The sequence below is a fragment of the Rossellomorea oryzaecorticis genome (assembly GCF_045897515.1).
GTDB classification, from domain to species: Bacteria; Bacillota; Bacilli; order Bacillales; family Bacillaceae_B; genus Rossellomorea; species Rossellomorea enclensis.
In genome coordinates this window covers 1-16,770 of record NZ_JBJOSA010000007.1, presented here as the reverse complement: position 1 = coordinate 16,770, position 16,770 = coordinate 1, and the positions used below count along the sequence as shown (strand labels likewise).

At 41.1% G+C, this 16,770-nt stretch carries 21 protein-coding genes; 18 read left to right on the top strand and 3 right to left on the bottom strand.

Translation table 11 applies throughout. The features are described from left to right. The first annotated feature begins 445 nt into the window (after nt 1–445). Both ACKA06_RS10315 and ACKA06_RS10310 read left to right on the top strand, forming a co-directional pair. Nucleotides 446–733, top strand: coding sequence for a hypothetical protein (locus ACKA06_RS10315; RefSeq protein WP_411159559.1), 288 nt, complete (start codon nt 446–448; stop codon nt 731–733). Nucleotides 734–996: 263 nt separating this feature from the next. Next, nucleotides 997–1,758, top strand: a complete 762-nt coding sequence (locus tag ACKA06_RS10310) for a PAS domain S-box protein (RefSeq protein ID WP_032086005.1) — start codon at nt 997–999, stop codon at nt 1,756–1,758. 47 nt (nt 1,759–1,805) lie between these two features. Here ACKA06_RS10310 and ACKA06_RS10305 read toward each other — a convergent pair whose 3' ends face one another. Then, nucleotides 1,806–2,291, bottom strand: coding sequence for a DUF3243 domain-containing protein (locus ACKA06_RS10305; protein WP_411159558.1), 486 nt, complete (start codon nt 2,289–2,291; stop codon nt 1,806–1,808). A 272-nt stretch (nt 2,292–2,563) separates the two neighbouring features. On the opposite strand from ACKA06_RS10305, the gene ACKA06_RS10300 reads away from it, so the two are divergent. From ACKA06_RS10300 to ACKA06_RS10230, 15 genes are all read left to right on the top strand, one after another. Then, a complete protein-coding gene (locus tag ACKA06_RS10300; RefSeq protein ID WP_411159557.1) occupies nt 2,564–2,806 on the top strand; it encodes a hypothetical protein in 243 nt (80 codons plus the stop codon). A 158-nt stretch (nt 2,807–2,964) separates the two neighbouring features. Further along, nucleotides 2,965–3,300, top strand: coding sequence for a hypothetical protein (locus ACKA06_RS10295; RefSeq protein WP_411159556.1), 336 nt, complete (start codon nt 2,965–2,967; stop codon nt 3,298–3,300). 132 nt (nt 3,301–3,432) lie between these two features. Then, nucleotides 3,433–3,624 (top strand): hypothetical protein, encoded by a 192-nt coding sequence (locus ACKA06_RS10290; protein ID WP_411159555.1) that lies wholly within the window; start codon nt 3,433–3,435, stop codon nt 3,622–3,624. Nucleotides 3,625–4,241: 617 nt separating this feature from the next. After that, the gene (locus tag ACKA06_RS10285) at nt 4,242–4,505 is read left to right on the top strand and encodes a hypothetical protein (RefSeq protein WP_411159554.1); all 264 of its coding nucleotides are present in this window, start codon (nt 4,242–4,244) and stop codon (nt 4,503–4,505) included. A gap of 308 nt (nt 4,506–4,813) precedes the next feature. Beyond that, nucleotides 4,814–7,012: a PAS domain S-box protein gene (locus ACKA06_RS10280; protein ID WP_411159553.1), complete on the top strand. Its 2,199-nt coding sequence runs from the start codon at nt 4,814–4,816 to the stop codon at nt 7,010–7,012. A 348-nt stretch (nt 7,013–7,360) separates the two neighbouring features. Further along, on the top strand, nt 7,361–8,215 hold the full coding sequence (locus ACKA06_RS10275) for a malate synthase (RefSeq protein WP_411159552.1): 855 nt from the start codon (nt 7,361–7,363) through the stop codon (nt 8,213–8,215). Between the two features lie 460 nt (nt 8,216–8,675). Further along, nucleotides 8,676–8,816, top strand: a complete 141-nt coding sequence (locus tag ACKA06_RS10270) for a hypothetical protein (protein ID WP_411159551.1) — start codon at nt 8,676–8,678, stop codon at nt 8,814–8,816. A 139-nt stretch (nt 8,817–8,955) separates the two neighbouring features. After that, nucleotides 8,956–9,444 (top strand): AAA family ATPase, encoded by a 489-nt coding sequence (locus ACKA06_RS10265; protein WP_411159550.1) that lies wholly within the window; start codon nt 8,956–8,958, stop codon nt 9,442–9,444. A gap of 151 nt (nt 9,445–9,595) precedes the next feature. Then, the gene (locus tag ACKA06_RS10260) at nt 9,596–10,354 is read left to right on the top strand and encodes a GNAT family N-acetyltransferase (RefSeq protein WP_411159549.1); all 759 of its coding nucleotides are present in this window, start codon (nt 9,596–9,598) and stop codon (nt 10,352–10,354) included. Between the two features lie 14 nt (nt 10,355–10,368). Continuing rightward, complete coding sequence (locus tag ACKA06_RS10255; RefSeq protein ID WP_411159548.1) at nt 10,369–11,286, top strand: MBL fold metallo-hydrolase; 918 nt, start codon at nt 10,369–10,371, stop codon at nt 11,284–11,286. Nucleotides 11,287–11,627: 341 nt separating this feature from the next. Beyond that, the gene (locus ACKA06_RS10250) at nt 11,628–12,068 is read left to right on the top strand and encodes an NUDIX hydrolase (RefSeq protein WP_411159547.1); all 441 of its coding nucleotides are present in this window, start codon (nt 11,628–11,630) and stop codon (nt 12,066–12,068) included. 95 nt (nt 12,069–12,163) lie between these two features. Then, on the top strand, nt 12,164–12,487 hold the full coding sequence (locus tag ACKA06_RS10245; RefSeq protein WP_411159546.1) for a MazG nucleotide pyrophosphohydrolase domain-containing protein: 324 nt from the start codon (nt 12,164–12,166) through the stop codon (nt 12,485–12,487). A 136-nt stretch (nt 12,488–12,623) separates the two neighbouring features. Then, the gene (locus ACKA06_RS10240) at nt 12,624–13,292 is read left to right on the top strand and encodes a Type 1 glutamine amidotransferase-like domain-containing protein (protein WP_411159545.1); all 669 of its coding nucleotides are present in this window, start codon (nt 12,624–12,626) and stop codon (nt 13,290–13,292) included. Between the two features lie 786 nt (nt 13,293–14,078). Then, a complete protein-coding gene (locus ACKA06_RS10235) occupies nt 14,079–14,234 on the top strand; it encodes a hypothetical protein (RefSeq protein WP_411159544.1) in 156 nt (51 codons plus the stop codon). 28 nt (nt 14,235–14,262) lie between these two features. Continuing rightward, on the top strand, nt 14,263–15,033 hold the full coding sequence (locus ACKA06_RS10230; protein ID WP_411159543.1) for a phosphotransferase family protein: 771 nt from the start codon (nt 14,263–14,265) through the stop codon (nt 15,031–15,033). A gap of 67 nt (nt 15,034–15,100) precedes the next feature. Here ACKA06_RS10230 and ACKA06_RS10225 read toward each other — a convergent pair whose 3' ends face one another. Beyond that, a complete protein-coding gene (locus tag ACKA06_RS10225; protein WP_411159542.1) occupies nt 15,101–15,418 on the bottom strand; it encodes a hypothetical protein in 318 nt (105 codons plus the stop codon). Nucleotides 15,419–15,570: 152 nt separating this feature from the next. On the opposite strand from ACKA06_RS10225, the gene ACKA06_RS10220 reads away from it, so the two are divergent. Continuing rightward, on the top strand, nt 15,571–16,140 hold the full coding sequence (locus ACKA06_RS10220; RefSeq protein ID WP_411159541.1) for a hypothetical protein: 570 nt from the start codon (nt 15,571–15,573) through the stop codon (nt 16,138–16,140). Between the two features lie 189 nt (nt 16,141–16,329). Here the strand turns inward: ACKA06_RS10220 and ACKA06_RS10215 are convergent. After that, nucleotides 16,330–16,770: hypothetical protein (locus tag ACKA06_RS10215; protein ID WP_411159540.1), on the bottom strand; the 441-nt coding region annotated here is incomplete at its 5' end.

Genomic DNA, 16,770 nt, shown 5'->3' with positions numbered 1-16,770 from the left:
GGTTGTGAATACTCCCTCATCCTACACTTTGAAGCTATTTCACTTTCGCGATGGGACAGGTACCTTGTCCCAGCTGAAGGGGTCAAATTTTTTAAAAAAGAGGAGGTGAGTGGAGATATTTTTGATACATAAAGAAAGGTTTACGATGAAGATGGATGAGTTGACGTAGATGCAGGCGGAAGGGGGATTTAGTAGGGAGAGGGTTACTGGGAGGAGTCGGTTTGGGATAGAATGATATCATTATTAATGAACTTTGTAATCTTCTAGAAGAATTTTTAGCAGTGCATAATAAAAAGCACAAAAAATAGAAAAAATTGTTGATTAATAAGGGTAAGGCAGAAATATTTAAAAGTGGACTTCACTGTAGAAGAAGGTGTAAAGATGAAAAAAGTATTCGGAGAAAAAATAAAAATGTTAATTATGAAGAGAGAAAAGGGGGATTTAATTGTCATATAATATTCGCTGGGGCTTATCGGCTTTTCTTGTGGTTCTTTCAATATTAATGTTTCAAAAGGGTTTACAACTATCTGACTTAGGGACTGATGTAGATGGAGAAGGAATCGGGGTGCACTTCTTACTTTTTGAAATTAATGATAGTGTCCATGAAAGGAACATTCCTTCCTATGCATTTGGATTTTACATATCAAGCATCATTACTGCTCTTAGTGCAATGTTACTTAATATGAATTCATTCGTTCGACTCTTTGGGAGGTTGAAAAAAAAAGTCATTTAATAGTAAAAAGCACTAAGAGACCATTATCTACGTGTTAAAAGATTCGGGAACTATCGAAGTTCCGCATTGATTCAAGGGGCAGGAAAGGATGGGGAATACTTATATGCATATGCAGGTAAGCAATCATTTCAAGTCCATCAACTTGATGATCGAAGTTCAAGTTTTGCACACTCCTGCTCTCTCTCATCTATCGATTTATATCATTCCGATTTGTTGCGTCTTACAGTGAATAACGATATCGTTAGATGAGAGGAGTGATCATTATGAGCGAAGATATATCAGAAATAGATTATCTCGAGGTTATGGAGTATTCACTGGACCCATTGATTATACATACGGATTACAGAATCCTATATGTGAACGGGGCTGCGGAAGAATTTTTTCGAACGGATAAAGAAGGTGTTGTGGGTCAAAGTCCCTTGGATATTTTCAAGGATTCCTCAAAGGACGCAATCAGGAAACGAATTCAATCTGCGTACGGAAAGCCCGCCGATGTCATTGAAGAGACGGTCTATCGAACGGACGGAACGGCAGTCGAAGTCGAATTGTACTGTCATCCGCTGATGATAGGGGATACTCAGGCGATTCAGACGTATGTATATGACATCACGGATAAGAAAGAAAGAGAAAAGAAGCAAATGGATATGGCGGCTGAAATAAACGAATTATCCGCCGTACTGGTTCCTTTGCTGGACGATATTGCCGTCCTCCCGATCGTCGGGACGATCGATGAAGAGAAAGCGCGCTTACTATTCGATATCATTCCGGCCAAAGTAAGGAAACAGGACGTGAATCATGTCATCATCGACGTCTCTGGTGTCTATACATTAAATCAAGTGGTGACGGATACTTTATTTAAGATTACAAGAGTGCTGGACTTACTGGGCGTTCGCACCATCATCACGGGATTAAGACCGGAAATGGTCATGAGTGCTGCGAACCAGAACATCGACCTAACATCGATTCCCACGTTTGCTACGGTGAAAGATGCCCTGACTTATATGCATGTAAATGTTTCTTCATAAAATAACGCCCGCAGCGGTCTAAATCGCTGCGGGCGTTATTGCGTGATTTAGTTGGTTTGGTCAGCAAGCTTGACCAGTACATGAGCCATATGTTCCCGCTCTTCTTTATTGGCCACGCTCCACATCTCATTCAATACTTTCTGCTCCCGGTTTCTCGGTTCCTCGTGCTCCGCTAAATAGTCTGCTACGCGCTTAGCCCCCTTGGAAAGAGCCTCCTCACTAAGACCTAACTTCTCTCCCCTTTGAACCTGATTTCCCAGGTAGTTCTTGAAAGAGTCGAAATGCTGCAGGATGTCCTCTTTATTGTCTTCATTCATCTGTGCGGCCGCTTGTTTTGGATCGTGTGAGATAATGAATTCCTCCTTTGTTGTTGTTAATAGTGTCTTTCCCCTAAAGAAAGGAAATAAACAATGAAGAACACATTCAGGATTCGGGATGATGTTATGGGAAGAGTAGTATCGCCCATTCAGAGAAAGTAGGGGGAGAAATTCCAGGGTAATGGATGGCTCCCCTTGTTCCATTAATGGTAGCAATCCCACTGACTCCGGGGCATTGCTTTTTTATCATCGGTCAATTTAATTGAATAAAAGACAAAGAACTTACTATTCATTAAAATACGAAGGAACCTTCTTTTAATCGTAAAGAGCTTCAACCCATTTTCAGGTGTGAGGCTCTTTTTCTTTTTTGAACCTGTTTGGAAATACAGGGTTGTACAATCACTTGTTATTTGAAATAATTAGTAAAAATGTAATTTAAATGAATATACTATTTAATGAATTGGTTATGGCAGGAAGGGAATTTAACGATGAATTTCAACAAGCAAGAAAAAAATCAACGGCTGAGAATTGCGCAAAGCTTATATAGAAAGAAGAAGCATAAAAAGGTAAAACGAAATAATGTGAGCAAAGCGTGGACAGTATTTATCGTTTCTTTTTTCGTGATGGCACTTTTATTTCTTGTGATAAGTGAGTTGTTTTTTATGGATGCAGGTATACCCATACCTGAATTTTTCAAGAAGATAGCAAACGATTTAAACAATTCGTTTTAAATAGACCAAATATCCAATCCGGACTGCCTGCCCCTTATAGGGAAGAGCGTTTTTCCAATACACGCTTCAATAGTTGAATATGTGGCCGGCTGAACGGATTCCTTGTCTCGTAAGATCTGCAGGAATATACATACAGAAGCAAAAAGGGGGTATATCCGGTGGCATTCAGTCTTGGTGACTTTTCTATTGTTCTCCCGCCTATATTCATTACCATCTTTGCCATCGTTATTCTTTTCTTTTTAGTCAGGTGGAGTAAACAATTAGAAACAGGCCGTTACAAAGTGTTTATTTACTTTTTGATCAGTACGCACATCGGTCCCGTTTTTTCCAGGGATACAAAAGAAGGCACCTTCGAGCTGTGGTTTCCTTTAGGATTTATCGTTGTATTATTTTATATGTTTCTAAGTAAAAGAAAACATCCATCTAAAATGAAAGCCAGTATATTAGGGTGTTGTGTAGCGCTGTATAGGTTGATTCTGCATTATGCCGGTTGATTGGGGCAGCGTGGGGACGGTTCCCATTATATTGATCTGCACCACTAAACCTCTTCACTGACGATGTGAAGCAGGATCAGAAACGTCCAGGGCTGCCCCCTTAAACGTTCACTATAGTGGGAGGTAATGAGTATGGAAATGATGAATACCATTCAAGAATTATTAACCAGTGGACTTGCATTTGCAGTTTATATTGCCATACCAGCGTTTATATTCATAAAAGCTATTAGGAAAAAGAAGCTCCCTTCCAATCATTATACTCCGTTGGACGACATTCTTAACGGTAAAGTAAAGGATCCTGAGGATGATGATTATAAAGGTTAATTCAACATAAATTAAAAAACATACAAAGGTTAGGTGCTGCTGCCATAATACCTGTTTGGTCCACAGAAAGCACAAGAACCTTCTCCGTGCTTCTATGTAAGGAAGTATTTTTAAAAAAACCTGGAAGGTTATTTGCTATCCTTCCAGGTTTTTTGCTGCAAAGGGTTTGTTATTCTACCATTAACAAGGTTGACCAGCAATAGATCTGGCAAGTTCTCTAATCCTATCTCCGGTAGTAGTGTTGATCAATAAGTCTGCAAGCAGAGCCACAACAATCAATAGAAGATAGACTAAGAATTTCCCAAGAAGACAAAGTAAAGAACTTAGAGTATTCATTTAACTTCACCTCCCTCTTACAGCTTTCTTTATAAGAGGCCTCTTATATTGTTCATACTATGAAATAAAAGAGAGAAGGTATAAGCGAACATAACAAGAATCAAAAAAGGGTTGTCCAATTATGAAATTAATAGATTACTATAAGTTCTAAATCTAACTTCCTTCGATCATTATTCTAATCACCCGAATACATCTCGACCGCCCGTATACTTGTCCATACAGATTTTCAAATTATGAATATGATATAGAGAGCTTTACATAAAAAGAAGGGAGGTAAGTAAATGAAGAAATCAAATTCCACAAGCCTTACCAATCAGACCTTTTCAAATCGTGTGGAACGAGCAGAGTTTGATGATAACTGGAAGACCGTTATTTCCCCAACAGGCTATGTGATCTATGTTGCATTGGCTGAACGTTCTCAAATGGAAGTTTTATTAAACGATGGCTCGAGCAGGCTGGTCATTTTCCCGAAAAGAGGCACGGTGACAGTCGGAGGTGGGGGAACAACTCACTTCAGCAAACCTCATGAAACCATCATACTTTAAGCAGTTTATTCCCACTGTCCTCTCTTTCAATTCCATCAATCTACTATACTACTGATAGGAAGCAAGGGACGGCACCTTTGCTTCCTTTTTCATATGTATGGAAAATGGGGGGATACAACGCTCACACAAGATAAATTACATATAAATATTTTACCAAGTAAGAGTGCGCACCCTTCTTTTTGCCTATTTTGTGATAAAATAATAGAAACATACCTTTCGTATTTGTGTCTCTGTAGTAAAATATTCACCTGTTCCGGGCTATTATATTTACAGCATCACCCGCAAAAAATGCAGTCAGGAGGTGCCCTATGGAGATGGAGATGGTAGGAAATGATCCGTCCCTGTATCGAGACATTATTAAAAAGCTAGCATATCCGGTCTTACTGATTGAAATAGTGAACGAGGAGATTGATCATTATCGACTTTTTGAAGTGAATGAAGCAGCCTGTGCTTTACTGAAGCTTCCGGAAAAAGAGTTGATGGAGAAAGATGTGATGTCCTTTTTCAGCCACCTGTCCCCCCTCGCATTCAGCACAATTAAAAATCTCTTTTTTACAAATGAAAAATTCACAACGATCCTTGATGTTCCGGATGGAAACGGCACCATGATTCCTGTGGAATTGAATGTATCCTTGAATGACATAGAAGGGAAACGCATCGTTTTCTGCCTGCTGAAAGAATATTCGACCCCCTGCTGTTATCACGAAGTCCTTAAAGAAGAAAACAATTACCTTAATACCATCATGAACACCACACAGTCCATTGTATTGATCCTAGATAAGGAAGGACGCATTGCTCATTGGAATAACTTCACGGAATCGTTCAGCGGGTACCGGCTCGAAGAAGTGCAATACATGAAGTTTTGGGAACTTTTTTTAGAAAAAGACGAAGAAAACGGAATCATAGACAACTATTTGTCCGGGAAAATCCCCTCTGATTACGAGAATTATTGGTTGATAAAGAATGGTGAAAAAAGACACATCAAATGGAAAAATGTCGTATTCAACGATCCAACCGGAAATATAGAGTATGTTGTAGCGACAGGAGTGGATATCACCGAACAAGTTCATTCTCTTAATGAGCTGGAAAACAGCAAGGAAAAATATAAAACACTGGTCTCGTCCATGGACGACTTCGTTTTCACGATTGATCAATTGTTGACTGTCATGAGCGTATTCGGAAAGTGGATCGAATCAAACGGGTTCACGAAGGAAATGTTCGAAGGGGAGTCGATTGAGAAGATCTTCAACGGTTCCCCTCTGCACCTGGATGCAGCCCGGCAGGCGTTATCAGGGAAAACGACTGAATTTGAATGGGAATTCACGATAAACGATAAGAAGCACTATTTTCACAGTGTATTGTCACCGATCATTTTAAAAGACCACGTCATCAAGAAGGTTGTCGGTGTGACCCGTGATATCACTGAAAAGAAAGCACTTGAAGAGCATCATAAAAGGATCTATGAAGCCGTGACCAGCGGTGTGGTCCTTCAAGATTCGACCGGGAAAATCGTTTACGCGAACAAAAATGCAAGTGACATTCTTGGATACAGTGAAAAGGCATTAATCACAATGTCTTCCATGAATGAGGAGTGGGAAGCATTAAATGATTCAGGCGATGGCATCTCAGGGGAAGAACATCCGGCTATGAAAACGTTACGTACCGGAGAATCCCATAGCAATGTAGAAATGTCCATCCATAATCCTCTAAGAAACGAAAAGAGATGGATACTCGTTGACACGAGAGCCATTTTTGAATTAGGCAGCAGCGAAAAGATTGAATATGTGATTTCCACCTTTCGAGATATCACAAAGAAAAAGGAAATGGATCTGCTCCTTAAACAGTCTGAAAAACTTGCATTGGTTGGACAGCTGGCGTCGGGGATCGCACATGAAATCCGTAACCCGCTTACAGGGATCATGGGGTTTTTAAAATTGATTGAAGAAGGCGATGATAAAAATAAACTATTTGATTTCCTCCCCGTTATCAAAACAGAGCTGGAACAAATCAATCGCTTTACCGATGAATTCATTGAACTGTCCCACTCGCAGGATGATGAATGGACGGATGTTGAAATGGTCGGCATCATACAGTCCGCCCTTACTGCAGTGGGGACGGAACTAAATGGCAAACAAATCACAACGGTTATAGAATCCGATTTTCATGATGGGCTGCTTTTACACGGTATCAAGCCGCAGCTCAAACAGCTTTTTATCAACCTGTTCAAAAATTCGATCGAAGCCATGTCACCGGCCGGGCACCTTATCGTAAAGCTGGACCGTATGGAAGATAAAGCCCGGATCCGTGTAATCGATAACGGAAAAGGGATCAGTCAAGCCCGGTTAAAGCACCTCTGTGAGCCTTACTATTCCATCAAAGAAAAAGGGACGGGCCTCGGATTGATGCGGTGCCTGAAGATCACCCATCAGCATAATGGGAAAATCTCTTTTGATAGTGAAGAAGGAAAAGGAACAGTTGTAACGATAGAGCTTTCGTGCTTGGAGTAGAGGTAGGGTGGGGACGGTTCCCGCTCTACTTTTTTTATAGAAAAATGAAGCATGGGGACGCTTCTCGTGTTCCTTTTTGATTAGTAGGAAGCGGCAGAACCGTCCCCATGCTTCCAGGGGTGAACGATCATTAAGATTTGAGCAAAACTTTATTTTACCTCGCAATAAAATAGGTTGTCAACACTTAATTTGTATTTTTATCATAAAAATGCTATAATTATTACCAAGTGATTTTTTTATATTGAACGTTTAGTTAAAAATCATATTTATTCCGTAGGAGAATTCAAACAGTTTTTGTGAGCTTTTAGGCAATAGGACCCGAGATATTATACAAGGAGGACTAATATATTGAATTTAATCAATAAGAAAGTTACACATGAGCGGTTTGGTACGGGAAGTATCGTTAAACAAAATGATACGGTAGTTGAAATACATTTCGCCTCGGAAAATAAAAAATTTGTTTACCCGGATGTATTTGGACAGCACTTGAAACTACATGATAAAAATGCTGCCAATTCACTTGAAAAAATTTTACACGAGCAGGAAATGGAACTCAAAGAGGAAGAAATGCAGAAGGAAGAGGAAAAGGCACGGCAAAGAAAATACCAGGAGCTTCGAGCGGATCATGAAAAACTTATGAAAAATCATAAACTTCATCCCGAATCGCAGATGGTTTATCGGTGCGATACAGAAGAACAGAGTAGCCCCTTTTCAGATTGGACGGTTTCCTCTGGTGAAATAAAAAGTGGTAATAATAAGGGTAAGCCAAACAAGCCAAGTCGCTTACATCAAAACAGTGCGGTCCTTCTGACAACGGTCGATCCCGGCATCCCTGAAAAAGACAGACGGATATTAGGAGTCTATATGGTGAAGGATAATTTCATCGGTAAACTTTGTGAAGATGGGAATATTCCTGCCCATTCCCATTACAGACTGAAACTTACAGACGAGGAATCGAAGCAGATGCCTTTTTGGAAGTACTATGTTAATGAAAAATCCCCTCGAAAAACGACTTGGAATACAGGGAAGTACCGTTATTTTGATAATTCGTGGATGGCTCAGATTTTGCGCGACATCGTCTCATTGAAAAGTGACACGGAGGAACAAGAGCTGGCACAACAATTTCTGGAACACTTCTCTAAGATGAATCAAATAGTAGAGCAGGAGTTAAAAGAGCCAAATGGGGCTTTATTGCGTGCTTAGATAAGAACAGTGGGGGACTGGCACAATTAAGGTAAGAGAGAGTGTTAGGTTCACTGCGAATAGTTTTAAAAAGGGACAAGGCGGCCGCCTTGTCCCTTTTTGTGGTTTTTGGCCATCTTGCTTGTTCCTTCGCCTCCTTTTAAGCACAGCCCTCCTTTTATGTGGGGTGAGTTTGAAACGACTATCCTAGCTTTAATGGTAAAATGTTACTTATACTCGATTGTGTAAGGAGATGAATAGGTTGCTTAGACTTTCTGTAACAAGACACGGTGAAACTGTATTGAATACCCAAAGGAAGTTACAGGGATGGATCTGAACGTGTTTCATTATGTTTCCAGTTGCCATGAATTCAGGTTGGTATCGAGATATCAAAGGGGCAGGAATTATGTTTGGGAAACACTGATCCGGTTCACTTACTTCGGAAGCAGTACTAAGAAATATTGCAAATGGGGGAATGAAAATGCTAGAAGGTTTTAATAGTAAACATTTCATGCTGCAGAAGGTCAGTCCCAATGTTTATGCAGCGATAGCAAAGGAAGGCAGCGGTTCAGCAGCGAAGAGTAGGGTGGGGACGGTTCCTATTCTGCTTTTTAAGAATTGAACTTCACCACCAAGTATCTTCACAGACGGTGTGGAAAGCCATGAAGCATCGGGTCGATTCTGCTGCTTTCATCTAATTCACAAAAAAGAAGCACGAGAACCGTCCCCATGATTCTACATGCTTAAAAGGGGGTCCAGCAATGGGAAAGAAAAATTATTTGATCGAAGGCGTTTCCTGTACCGGTAAAACTTCGGTCTGCAATGAATTGCAGAAACGCGGTTACCACTCCATTCATGGTGACCGTGAATTGGCTTATCAGGGAGATCCGGAAACGGGTAAGCGGACGGGTACCGCTTCGCACGAGAATCATATTTGGGATGTAGAGAAAGTTAAATCTTTAATCGCCAACCAGGATCATGAGGTAACATTTTTCTGCGGCGGGTCCAGGAACTATTCGAAATTCATCCATCTATTTGACGGAGTGTTTGTACTCGAAGTTGATAGTGCCACATTGAAGAGGCGCCTTGATGATCGACCCCAAGATGAGTTTGGGGGAAAGAAAAAGGAGCGGGAATTCGTTTTACGATTGCATCAAACGAAAGAAGATATTCCTAAAGACGGAATCATCATCGACGCTGCTGTTCCAATCGGACAGGTTGTTAATGATATCGTTCGGCGATGCAAGTAATCTAGTAGAGCGGGGACGATTCCCGCTCTGCTTTTTAAGAATTGTATTTTCACCACCAAATATTTTTACTAAAGGTGTGGAGAAACGTATCCAGCAAAAGCAGGATGAGAACCATCCACGGCTAACCCAAAAAAAGAGAGAGGTGGAATGTATGGATAGAAAACAGTCACACAACGTTTCTGACTTAATGGCAAAGATTAAACTTGTAAAAGGAGAAAATATTGTCACGATCGAACATACAAGCAGCCTGACGGATCAAGAACTAATGGAACTTATACCATATTTGATGAAACAGCCATTTATACAAACCAGTAAAAATGTAAATATCCTTGTGGATCGTAAATTCAGCAAAGAGACAGCCACTCTTTTAAAAGAGTATGGGTTTAAGTTACATGATAAGAACGTCACGGTTCGCAAGGTGCTTGATGAATTAGCTGAATTTGAAGACGGTTTTTTATTAAAGGATTTATCTGAACTTCCGGTAGCAGAGTTTAAAAGGGTCTGGGAAGCTTCCATGAAAGGATCATTAAATGCGCCATCCTCACTGAATATGGATGAACAAATGCGAAGTGTAGAGATGGAATTAGGCGATGACTATAAGAAATCCTGCATGATTGCTTATGAAAATGGAGCTCCAATCGGGGTTGTTATGCCTCATATAGAACCCGGGACTTCAGAAGAGGGAAGGCTCTTTTATTTTGGAATCATCCCAGGCGAAAGAGGGAAGGGGAAAAGCAGACTTCTTCATAAGCAAGCACTGGAGATTTTAAAAAGGGACTTTAAAGCTTCTTATTACATTGGAAGTACTGGTCACAACAACCTTCCGATGCTTAAGACATTCGAACGTAACGGATGTGCGGTTGTTGAGCGGAATAAGGTTTTTAAAAAGATAAATAGAAATTTAAAATAAAGGGAGAAGGGCAAATGATAGAAGAATTTAATAGTAAACATTTTAATCTTGAAAAGGTCAGTCCCAGTGTTTATGCAGCAATAGCAAAGGAAGGCGGCGGATCAGCAGCGAATGCAGGTTTTGTTGACTTAGGGGATAAGGTGATGGTGTTTGATACATTCAACACACAGCAAGCATCAGAAGATTTAAGGTATATTGCTGAAAAAGTGACTAAACAGCCCATCACATGGGTGATCAATAGTCATTGGCATGGTGATCATATACGAGGTAACCAAACATTTAATGATCGTAACATTATATCAAGTGAAATCACCTATTCAAAAATGAAAGAGATTCATCCCTCAAGAATCAGTAAGCAGAAAAATGATCTTCAAGGGTTATCACATTACATTGAGTCCCTGAGTGAAAAGAATGATCCTGCATTACAGGATCAAATACATTTCCTGCGTGAGTTAGAACGATCATTGCCGACTTTAAAATTGACTTTACCCCACCAAACCTTCAATGGCGAATTGACATTCTTCGGAACAACCTGCAGTGCCAAACTTTTCTCATTGGGGGGTGGACATTCCATTTGTGATGCAATTCTATATATCCCGGAAGAAAAAGTGATCTTCATGGGAGATTTATTATTTGTACGCTGTCACCCTACATTTTTTGAAGAATCAAACCCTGATAAATGGGTTGAGATTTTAAGGAAGGTTGTAGATTTTGATTTTGAGGCGGCAATTCCGGGACATGGTTCCGTGGGAGGCAAGGATGATGTCAATCAACTAATCCATTACATAAATGAACTGCAAGATGCAGTTAGAGAATGCGGTAGCATAGAGGAAATCGATATACCTGAAAAGTACAGGGATTGGAAATCTCCTGACGTTTTTTATCAGAATATAAAACTGTTGAATCATGCACAAAACGGGTTATCTGATTAGTTTTTACCTTAATTTGAAAGTGCATGTTCAACGCAAGGTGCCGTTGATCCAAGGAGGATTAACGGCGTTTTTGTGGAATAACTTATTGAACCAACATAACTAGTTGTATATGGGCCCATTCCAGGTTTGTGGATGCCTCCGGTCGAGAATACAGCTGAAATGTTTGTGGATGAAGTGGTGAAGCTGCATAATTGTTAAAATGTGGGTGGTATCGCGGGTTAAATCTGTCCTTCTTAGTGGGACAGGCTTTTTGAATTTGGCTGGATGACCATGTTGATGTTCATTTGCTGATGGAATGAATTGGTTAGTCGGCATTAGGAAAATAAAGAGGGGGTTGTTTTATGAAAAGAGTGGATGTCACCTATATGCTTCTATTTGATGAACCGGGAGAGAAGGTATTGTTGGTGAAAAATACTGGGAAGAACGGGTCGTATTATACACTTCCTGGAGGTGCAGCAGAGCCAGGGGAAACACTTGAGGAAGCTGCGATTAGAGAAGTGAAGGAAGAGACAGGCCTGGATGCTGAAATAAGGGATATTTTTTCTGTGGGTGAGGGATTTTTTGAGGACCGGGGGCACCACACCGTTTTCTTTACGTTCAGAGGAAAGATAACCGGTGGAGAGATTACGATAACCCGGCCTGAAGAAATAGAAGAGGTTACTTGGATGAATATTGAAGATGCTGAAGAGTACGTCCATATTACAAGAGGTACAACAGGGCTGCTCAAGGGTGACGCGTTAGCACCGTATTTGCTTAGAAAAAGAAGTGATTTATCTTCTTAAGTAAAAGGGGAGACATTCGTTTTTTCATAATCGAGCGGAGCTGAAATGAAAGTAAAGAAGGAGTTATGGTTAAAAAATGACAAGTGAGGATTTCTATGAAGCAATTAACATTCCATGAGTTACAAGACTACCTTGCATTAAAATACAAAGAAGGGCGCACTTCTTCTGCTCTGTTTATGAAATTGGTAGAAGAGGTTGGCGAGGTGGCAGAGGTATTAAACCAGCTGGAAGGCAGGAAAGCAGATTCCGGGGATGCATCTTTAGAAAAAGAGTTAGTGGATGTTATCCATTACGCAGTGGCCATTGCAAGCATAAATGATATTGATTTAACAGAAGCCATAATCAAAAAGGATAAACAAGCTGCCATTAAATATAATCAATCTCCAAATTTAGAAGAATTTTTAGTAGGAATGAAATGACCTCTGCATAGAGTTGAGAAGGCCGTACTCCAAGGAGGATTCACGGCCTTTTTTGTTGAATTTCTTATGGAGAGAAGAAGGGTGAGGGATTCCTGTCAAGGTGATTCCTTCCTCACAATCACAAGGAGATGAAGTGATGAAACTACTGCTCACATCTGCAGGCGTCAATAACAAAAGCATACATGATGCGTTGACCGGCATGCTCGACAAGCCGATCGCCGAATCCACCGCACTGTGCATCCCGACCGCTATGTACGGACACCCCTGGGTCGGACCCGGTGTAAGAACCTGGGACTTCATCAGCGGTAATTCGGAGAATCCCATGGTGGACCTTGGCTGGAAGTCGGTCGGCGTGCTGGAGCTCACGGCGCTGCCAAGTATCGATGAAGAACGGTGGATGCCGCTGGTCAAGGAGACGGACGTTCTGCTGGTATCTGGCGGCGACGCGTTGTATCTGAATTACTGGATGAAGAAATCCGGGATGGCAGAGCTTTTGCCATCGCTGAAGGCAGTATATGTGGGAATGAGTGCCGGGAGCATGGTGATGGCCCCTCACATCGGGGAATTCTTCGTCGGCTGGACACCGCCGGGCGGGGGAGATGACGCTCTGGGACTGGTCGACTTTTCAATCTTTCCGCACCTGGATCACGAGATGCTCCCGCATAACACCATGGCAGCTGCAGAGAAATGGGCAGCAGGGATGCAGGGTCCGGCGTACGCGGTTGATGATGAAACGGCCATTAAAGTGATAGATGGTGAGGTTGAAGTGGTTTCTGAAGGTAATTGGAGATTGTTTTCGAAGTGATTTTATTCTGCAGAGTAGGGCGGGGACGGTTCCTGCTCTACTATTTTTTATTTTGGAAACACGTCCCTGTTCAACTATATTTTTACTGTAAAATGGAAAATTTATGATAAACTAACAAGGTGGTTTTGAAAAACAGTTCCGGGATTTACTAGTCAGTATTGTGTACTTTTAACAGGGGGAATTCGGTGGTAACTCTTAGAAAGAATAAAGGAAATAAAACAACTGATTCGATCTTACTTGTCTTAATACTAATCTATTTTCTAAAGAATACAATTGACCTATTTGTTGTGGACCTCATGCCGGAATTAGCAGATAACATCTTTTGGGTATTCATTACCCTGATATGTATCATCATTTTTTTTATAAATAAAAGGTACATCTATTTTTCTATTATGCTTGGAATTTTAGTAGTGGGTTTAGTTACTTTTTAGTGCTTAATAGTTTCCTGAAGCGCGAGGGAAGCGTGGTATCTTCTCCTTCTTTAACGGAAAAATGAACTGAATCTGCAAATATGCTTCACTGCATAGCTCGATCCGATGAGAAAAGTAGCATAAGGACCGTGCTCAGTGATCTATATTTTAATATACGTTCCACTTTCCGGATTTACGTTCCACTTTTGAAAAATACGTTCCTCTTTCCACATTTACGTGCAGCATTTAAAAAATACACTTCACTTTTCCAGTTTATCAACCAACTTGTCGAAAAATCTAGGGAATCAGGGTGAATCACTCTGAGAGGCAGTCCCTGGTCAACTCAGTAGTAAATTTACGGAAATGAGGGGGTTCTATGAAGGCGATAGTGAATGAAATGAAGAACATGTTTTTAGACTTATTTGCAATGGGAAAAGGCTTTATCTATGGTTTTGTGATGGTTGCACTGCTCATTCTGGTTGGCGGAGCTTTGTTATACGGTGTTTTGTACCTTCGAAATATTTTCATTTAGATACGAAAAAATTGGAGATGTAGATGAAATGAATCAGAGTTTACAAGAAAAGATAGAGAAAATAACAGGTTCCATACATAAGACCAACGCATTGGACGAACAAGGCTGGACCTCGGAGGTGCGGAGGATTTTAGCAGCGGATCGTTCATATTTACTTAAAAGCTCCTATAAGGAAAAATATCGAGAGTGGTTGAAGGAAGAGGCTAAGGTTTTAAAAAAGCTGAGTGGAAATACAGTCATAGCGGTTCCTGAATACTATGGTTTTATTGAGGAAAAGGACGGTGACCATCTGATCATGTCATTTGAGGATGGAATGTCCTTGACGGCAGCTTTAACCAAAGCGGCGTCGGTAACCGAAAGGAAATCGTTGATCAGGAGTTTTGGACGATTTCTTCATGAATTTCATGAAAAAGAACCACTGGATATTTTTAAAAGCGAGGGTGATTGGTTACAAGACCAGCTTCTTAAAGCACAATACTATGCTGAAAATGGCCAGTGTGACGGAAATTTATCTTTATTAGAGAATTTGAAGGCTGACAGACCGTCTCCCGTAAACCAGACGATGATACATGGTGACTGCACAGCGGATAATGTATTCGTGGTTGATGGAGAGGTACGGATGTTTATTGATGTAGCCGGTATGACAGTGGGTGATCCCCGATATGATGAGTCCCTGGCAATAAGGAAGTTTATGGATAACACTGAATACGTAACGGCTTTTTATGAGGGATATACGCGGTATAGGGTGACAAAGGAAGAATTTCAATATTTTGATGAGGGATTGTATGAGTTTTTCTAGAAAAGCAACTCATATAGACGCCCCTCCACTGAAGGGCAGGCGCCGTTTTTAGGGGGCATACCGCTCCTTAAAACCTATAAATATTCGTAATCTGCGTAATCGGCACGCCGGCCATCGGCAGCAGCAGCTGCAGTTCATCTGAGATGACACTGATGTAATCGGCACCTTCGCGGAATCCATATCGTTCTTTTATATTTATGTCGAAGTTGCATTTGACCTGCACGGCGATATCGCCTTCCCGGTCGAATGGGGGTGAGACGGATTGGACGTCGAATGTATGGCCGTTTTTACTGAAAGAATTGATGGTTTTGATTGCTTTTGGTCTATAGTTTTTGACGGCCTTGGGTGTATAGGAAAAAGTCACCCAGCCGGTTGCATTGATCATGAAGTACACCTCGGATTTTTGTGAAAGGTATTCTAGAAGTATAGCAAAAGAGTCGATTTGTGAATAGGGATGGGATTGGGAAGACTGTCGGGACAGTTTTCTTGCGTTGAATCCCCATGCTGGCAGGTTAAAAAAGGAAAAGGAGGGATTGGATGAGAAGACTTGTATTGATAGCAGGGTCAATTGGAGTGGCCATATTCATATTTGTGTTGAGTGCTTATCGGTTCACGCCGGAAAGTGCCGCCCTAAGTAATTCTGCCGTGACAGATGACTTTGAATATGTGGATCAACAGGGGATTGGCGAGGCTGAGATTCTTTTATTCAAAAGTGATGTAAAAGAGGAGTATATGACAGTATTAGCTGAAAAGTCAGGGTTTTTATATAGAAGTAAGTACTCTACCTATACCCCCTATACATCTGACCCGCTCCAGCTTATTGGAGGGATGAGCGTTACCTCAAAAGAAAATGCCCTTACTTATTTGAGTGTGTTGTCAAATGATGAAAAGGTGGCTTATATCGAAGCGGGAGTGGAGCCCCATGTCGAACGCAGGGATGTGAGTAAAGGGGAGCGTGTTACGTTTTTGTTTCCGTTTAGCAAACAGATAGACAAACTTAATGCCACGGCCTTTGATGAAAATGGAAAAAAACTCTATTACTTTGGTTATCCGAAGGGCACCAATATATTCAGGCAGGAGGATTTCAGGTGGCATGAGTATAAGTGAGATTCGAGGGGATACGTTTGAAACACGGGGAAGGTATGCATGCTTTGGAAACAGGAGAGCCTTCCCCTATGCTTCCAGGTTAGAAATTAGAATTTTGATTTTGAAGGAACCGATTTGAGGATCATGATGAGGGTATACGGAAGATTGGTTCTGGCCAATCGCTCAAACGTTTGACTCTGATGGTGCAGGTTAACTTTCGGGGCGATTTTCCAGGGTGAAGACCCGCTTATCGATGTCTGTAATTCTTGTATTGAGGTAACGAAAGTCCGTTTCCGAGCGTTGGGCGCCAACTTTTAACATCGCGATGACATCTTCTGTTTGTGAGGCTTCAATTCGATTGACTGTTTCTTTAATGTCTTTTACATCAGTTCTTAACGTCATCATGTCCGCTTTTAAGTCAGATCTTAACTCTTTCATGTTCGATTGTACGTCAGTTCTTAACGTCATCATGTCGGCTTGTACGTCAGATCTCAACTCTTGCATTTCCGCCTGTACGTCAGATCTTAACTCTTTCATGTCCGCTTGTAAGTCAGTTCTAAACTCTTGCATTTCTGCCTGTACGTCAGATCTTAACTCTTTCATGTCCGCTTGTAAGTCAGTTCTAAACTCTTGCATTTCTGCCTGTACGTC

Coding starts and splice junctions, on each gene's coding strand:
- ACKA06_RS10310 (WP_032086005.1), top strand. CDS start 997: ATGAGCGAAGATATATCAGAAATAGATTATCTCGAGGTTATGGAGTAT.
- ACKA06_RS10300 (WP_411159557.1), top strand. CDS start 2,564: ATGAATTTCAACAAGCAAGAAAAAAATCAACGGCTGAGAATTGCGCAA.
- ACKA06_RS10290 (WP_411159555.1), top strand. CDS start 3,433: ATGGAAATGATGAATACCATTCAAGAATTATTAACCAGTGGACTTGCA.
- ACKA06_RS10285 (WP_411159554.1), top strand. CDS start 4,242: ATGAAGAAATCAAATTCCACAAGCCTTACCAATCAGACCTTTTCAAAT.
- ACKA06_RS10280 (WP_411159553.1), top strand. CDS start 4,814: ATGGAGATGGAGATGGTAGGAAATGATCCGTCCCTGTATCGAGACATT.
- ACKA06_RS10270 (WP_411159551.1), top strand. CDS start 8,676: ATGCTAGAAGGTTTTAATAGTAAACATTTCATGCTGCAGAAGGTCAGT.
- ACKA06_RS10265 (WP_411159550.1), top strand. CDS start 8,956: ATGGGAAAGAAAAATTATTTGATCGAAGGCGTTTCCTGTACCGGTAAA.
- ACKA06_RS10260 (WP_411159549.1), top strand. CDS start 9,596: ATGGATAGAAAACAGTCACACAACGTTTCTGACTTAATGGCAAAGATT.
- ACKA06_RS10255 (WP_411159548.1), top strand. CDS start 10,369: ATGATAGAAGAATTTAATAGTAAACATTTTAATCTTGAAAAGGTCAGT.
- ACKA06_RS10250 (WP_411159547.1), top strand. CDS start 11,628: ATGAAAAGAGTGGATGTCACCTATATGCTTCTATTTGATGAACCGGGA.
- ACKA06_RS10245 (WP_411159546.1), top strand. CDS start 12,164: ATGAAGCAATTAACATTCCATGAGTTACAAGACTACCTTGCATTAAAA.
- ACKA06_RS10240 (WP_411159545.1), top strand. CDS start 12,624: ATGAAACTACTGCTCACATCTGCAGGCGTCAATAACAAAAGCATACAT.
- ACKA06_RS10235 (WP_411159544.1), top strand. CDS start 14,079: ATGAAGGCGATAGTGAATGAAATGAAGAACATGTTTTTAGACTTATTT.
- ACKA06_RS10230 (WP_411159543.1), top strand. CDS start 14,263: ATGAATCAGAGTTTACAAGAAAAGATAGAGAAAATAACAGGTTCCATA.
- ACKA06_RS10225 (WP_411159542.1), bottom strand. CDS start 15,418: ATGATCAATGCAACCGGCTGGGTGACTTTTTCCTATACACCCAAGGCC.
- ACKA06_RS10220 (WP_411159541.1), top strand. CDS start 15,571: ATGAGAAGACTTGTATTGATAGCAGGGTCAATTGGAGTGGCCATATTC.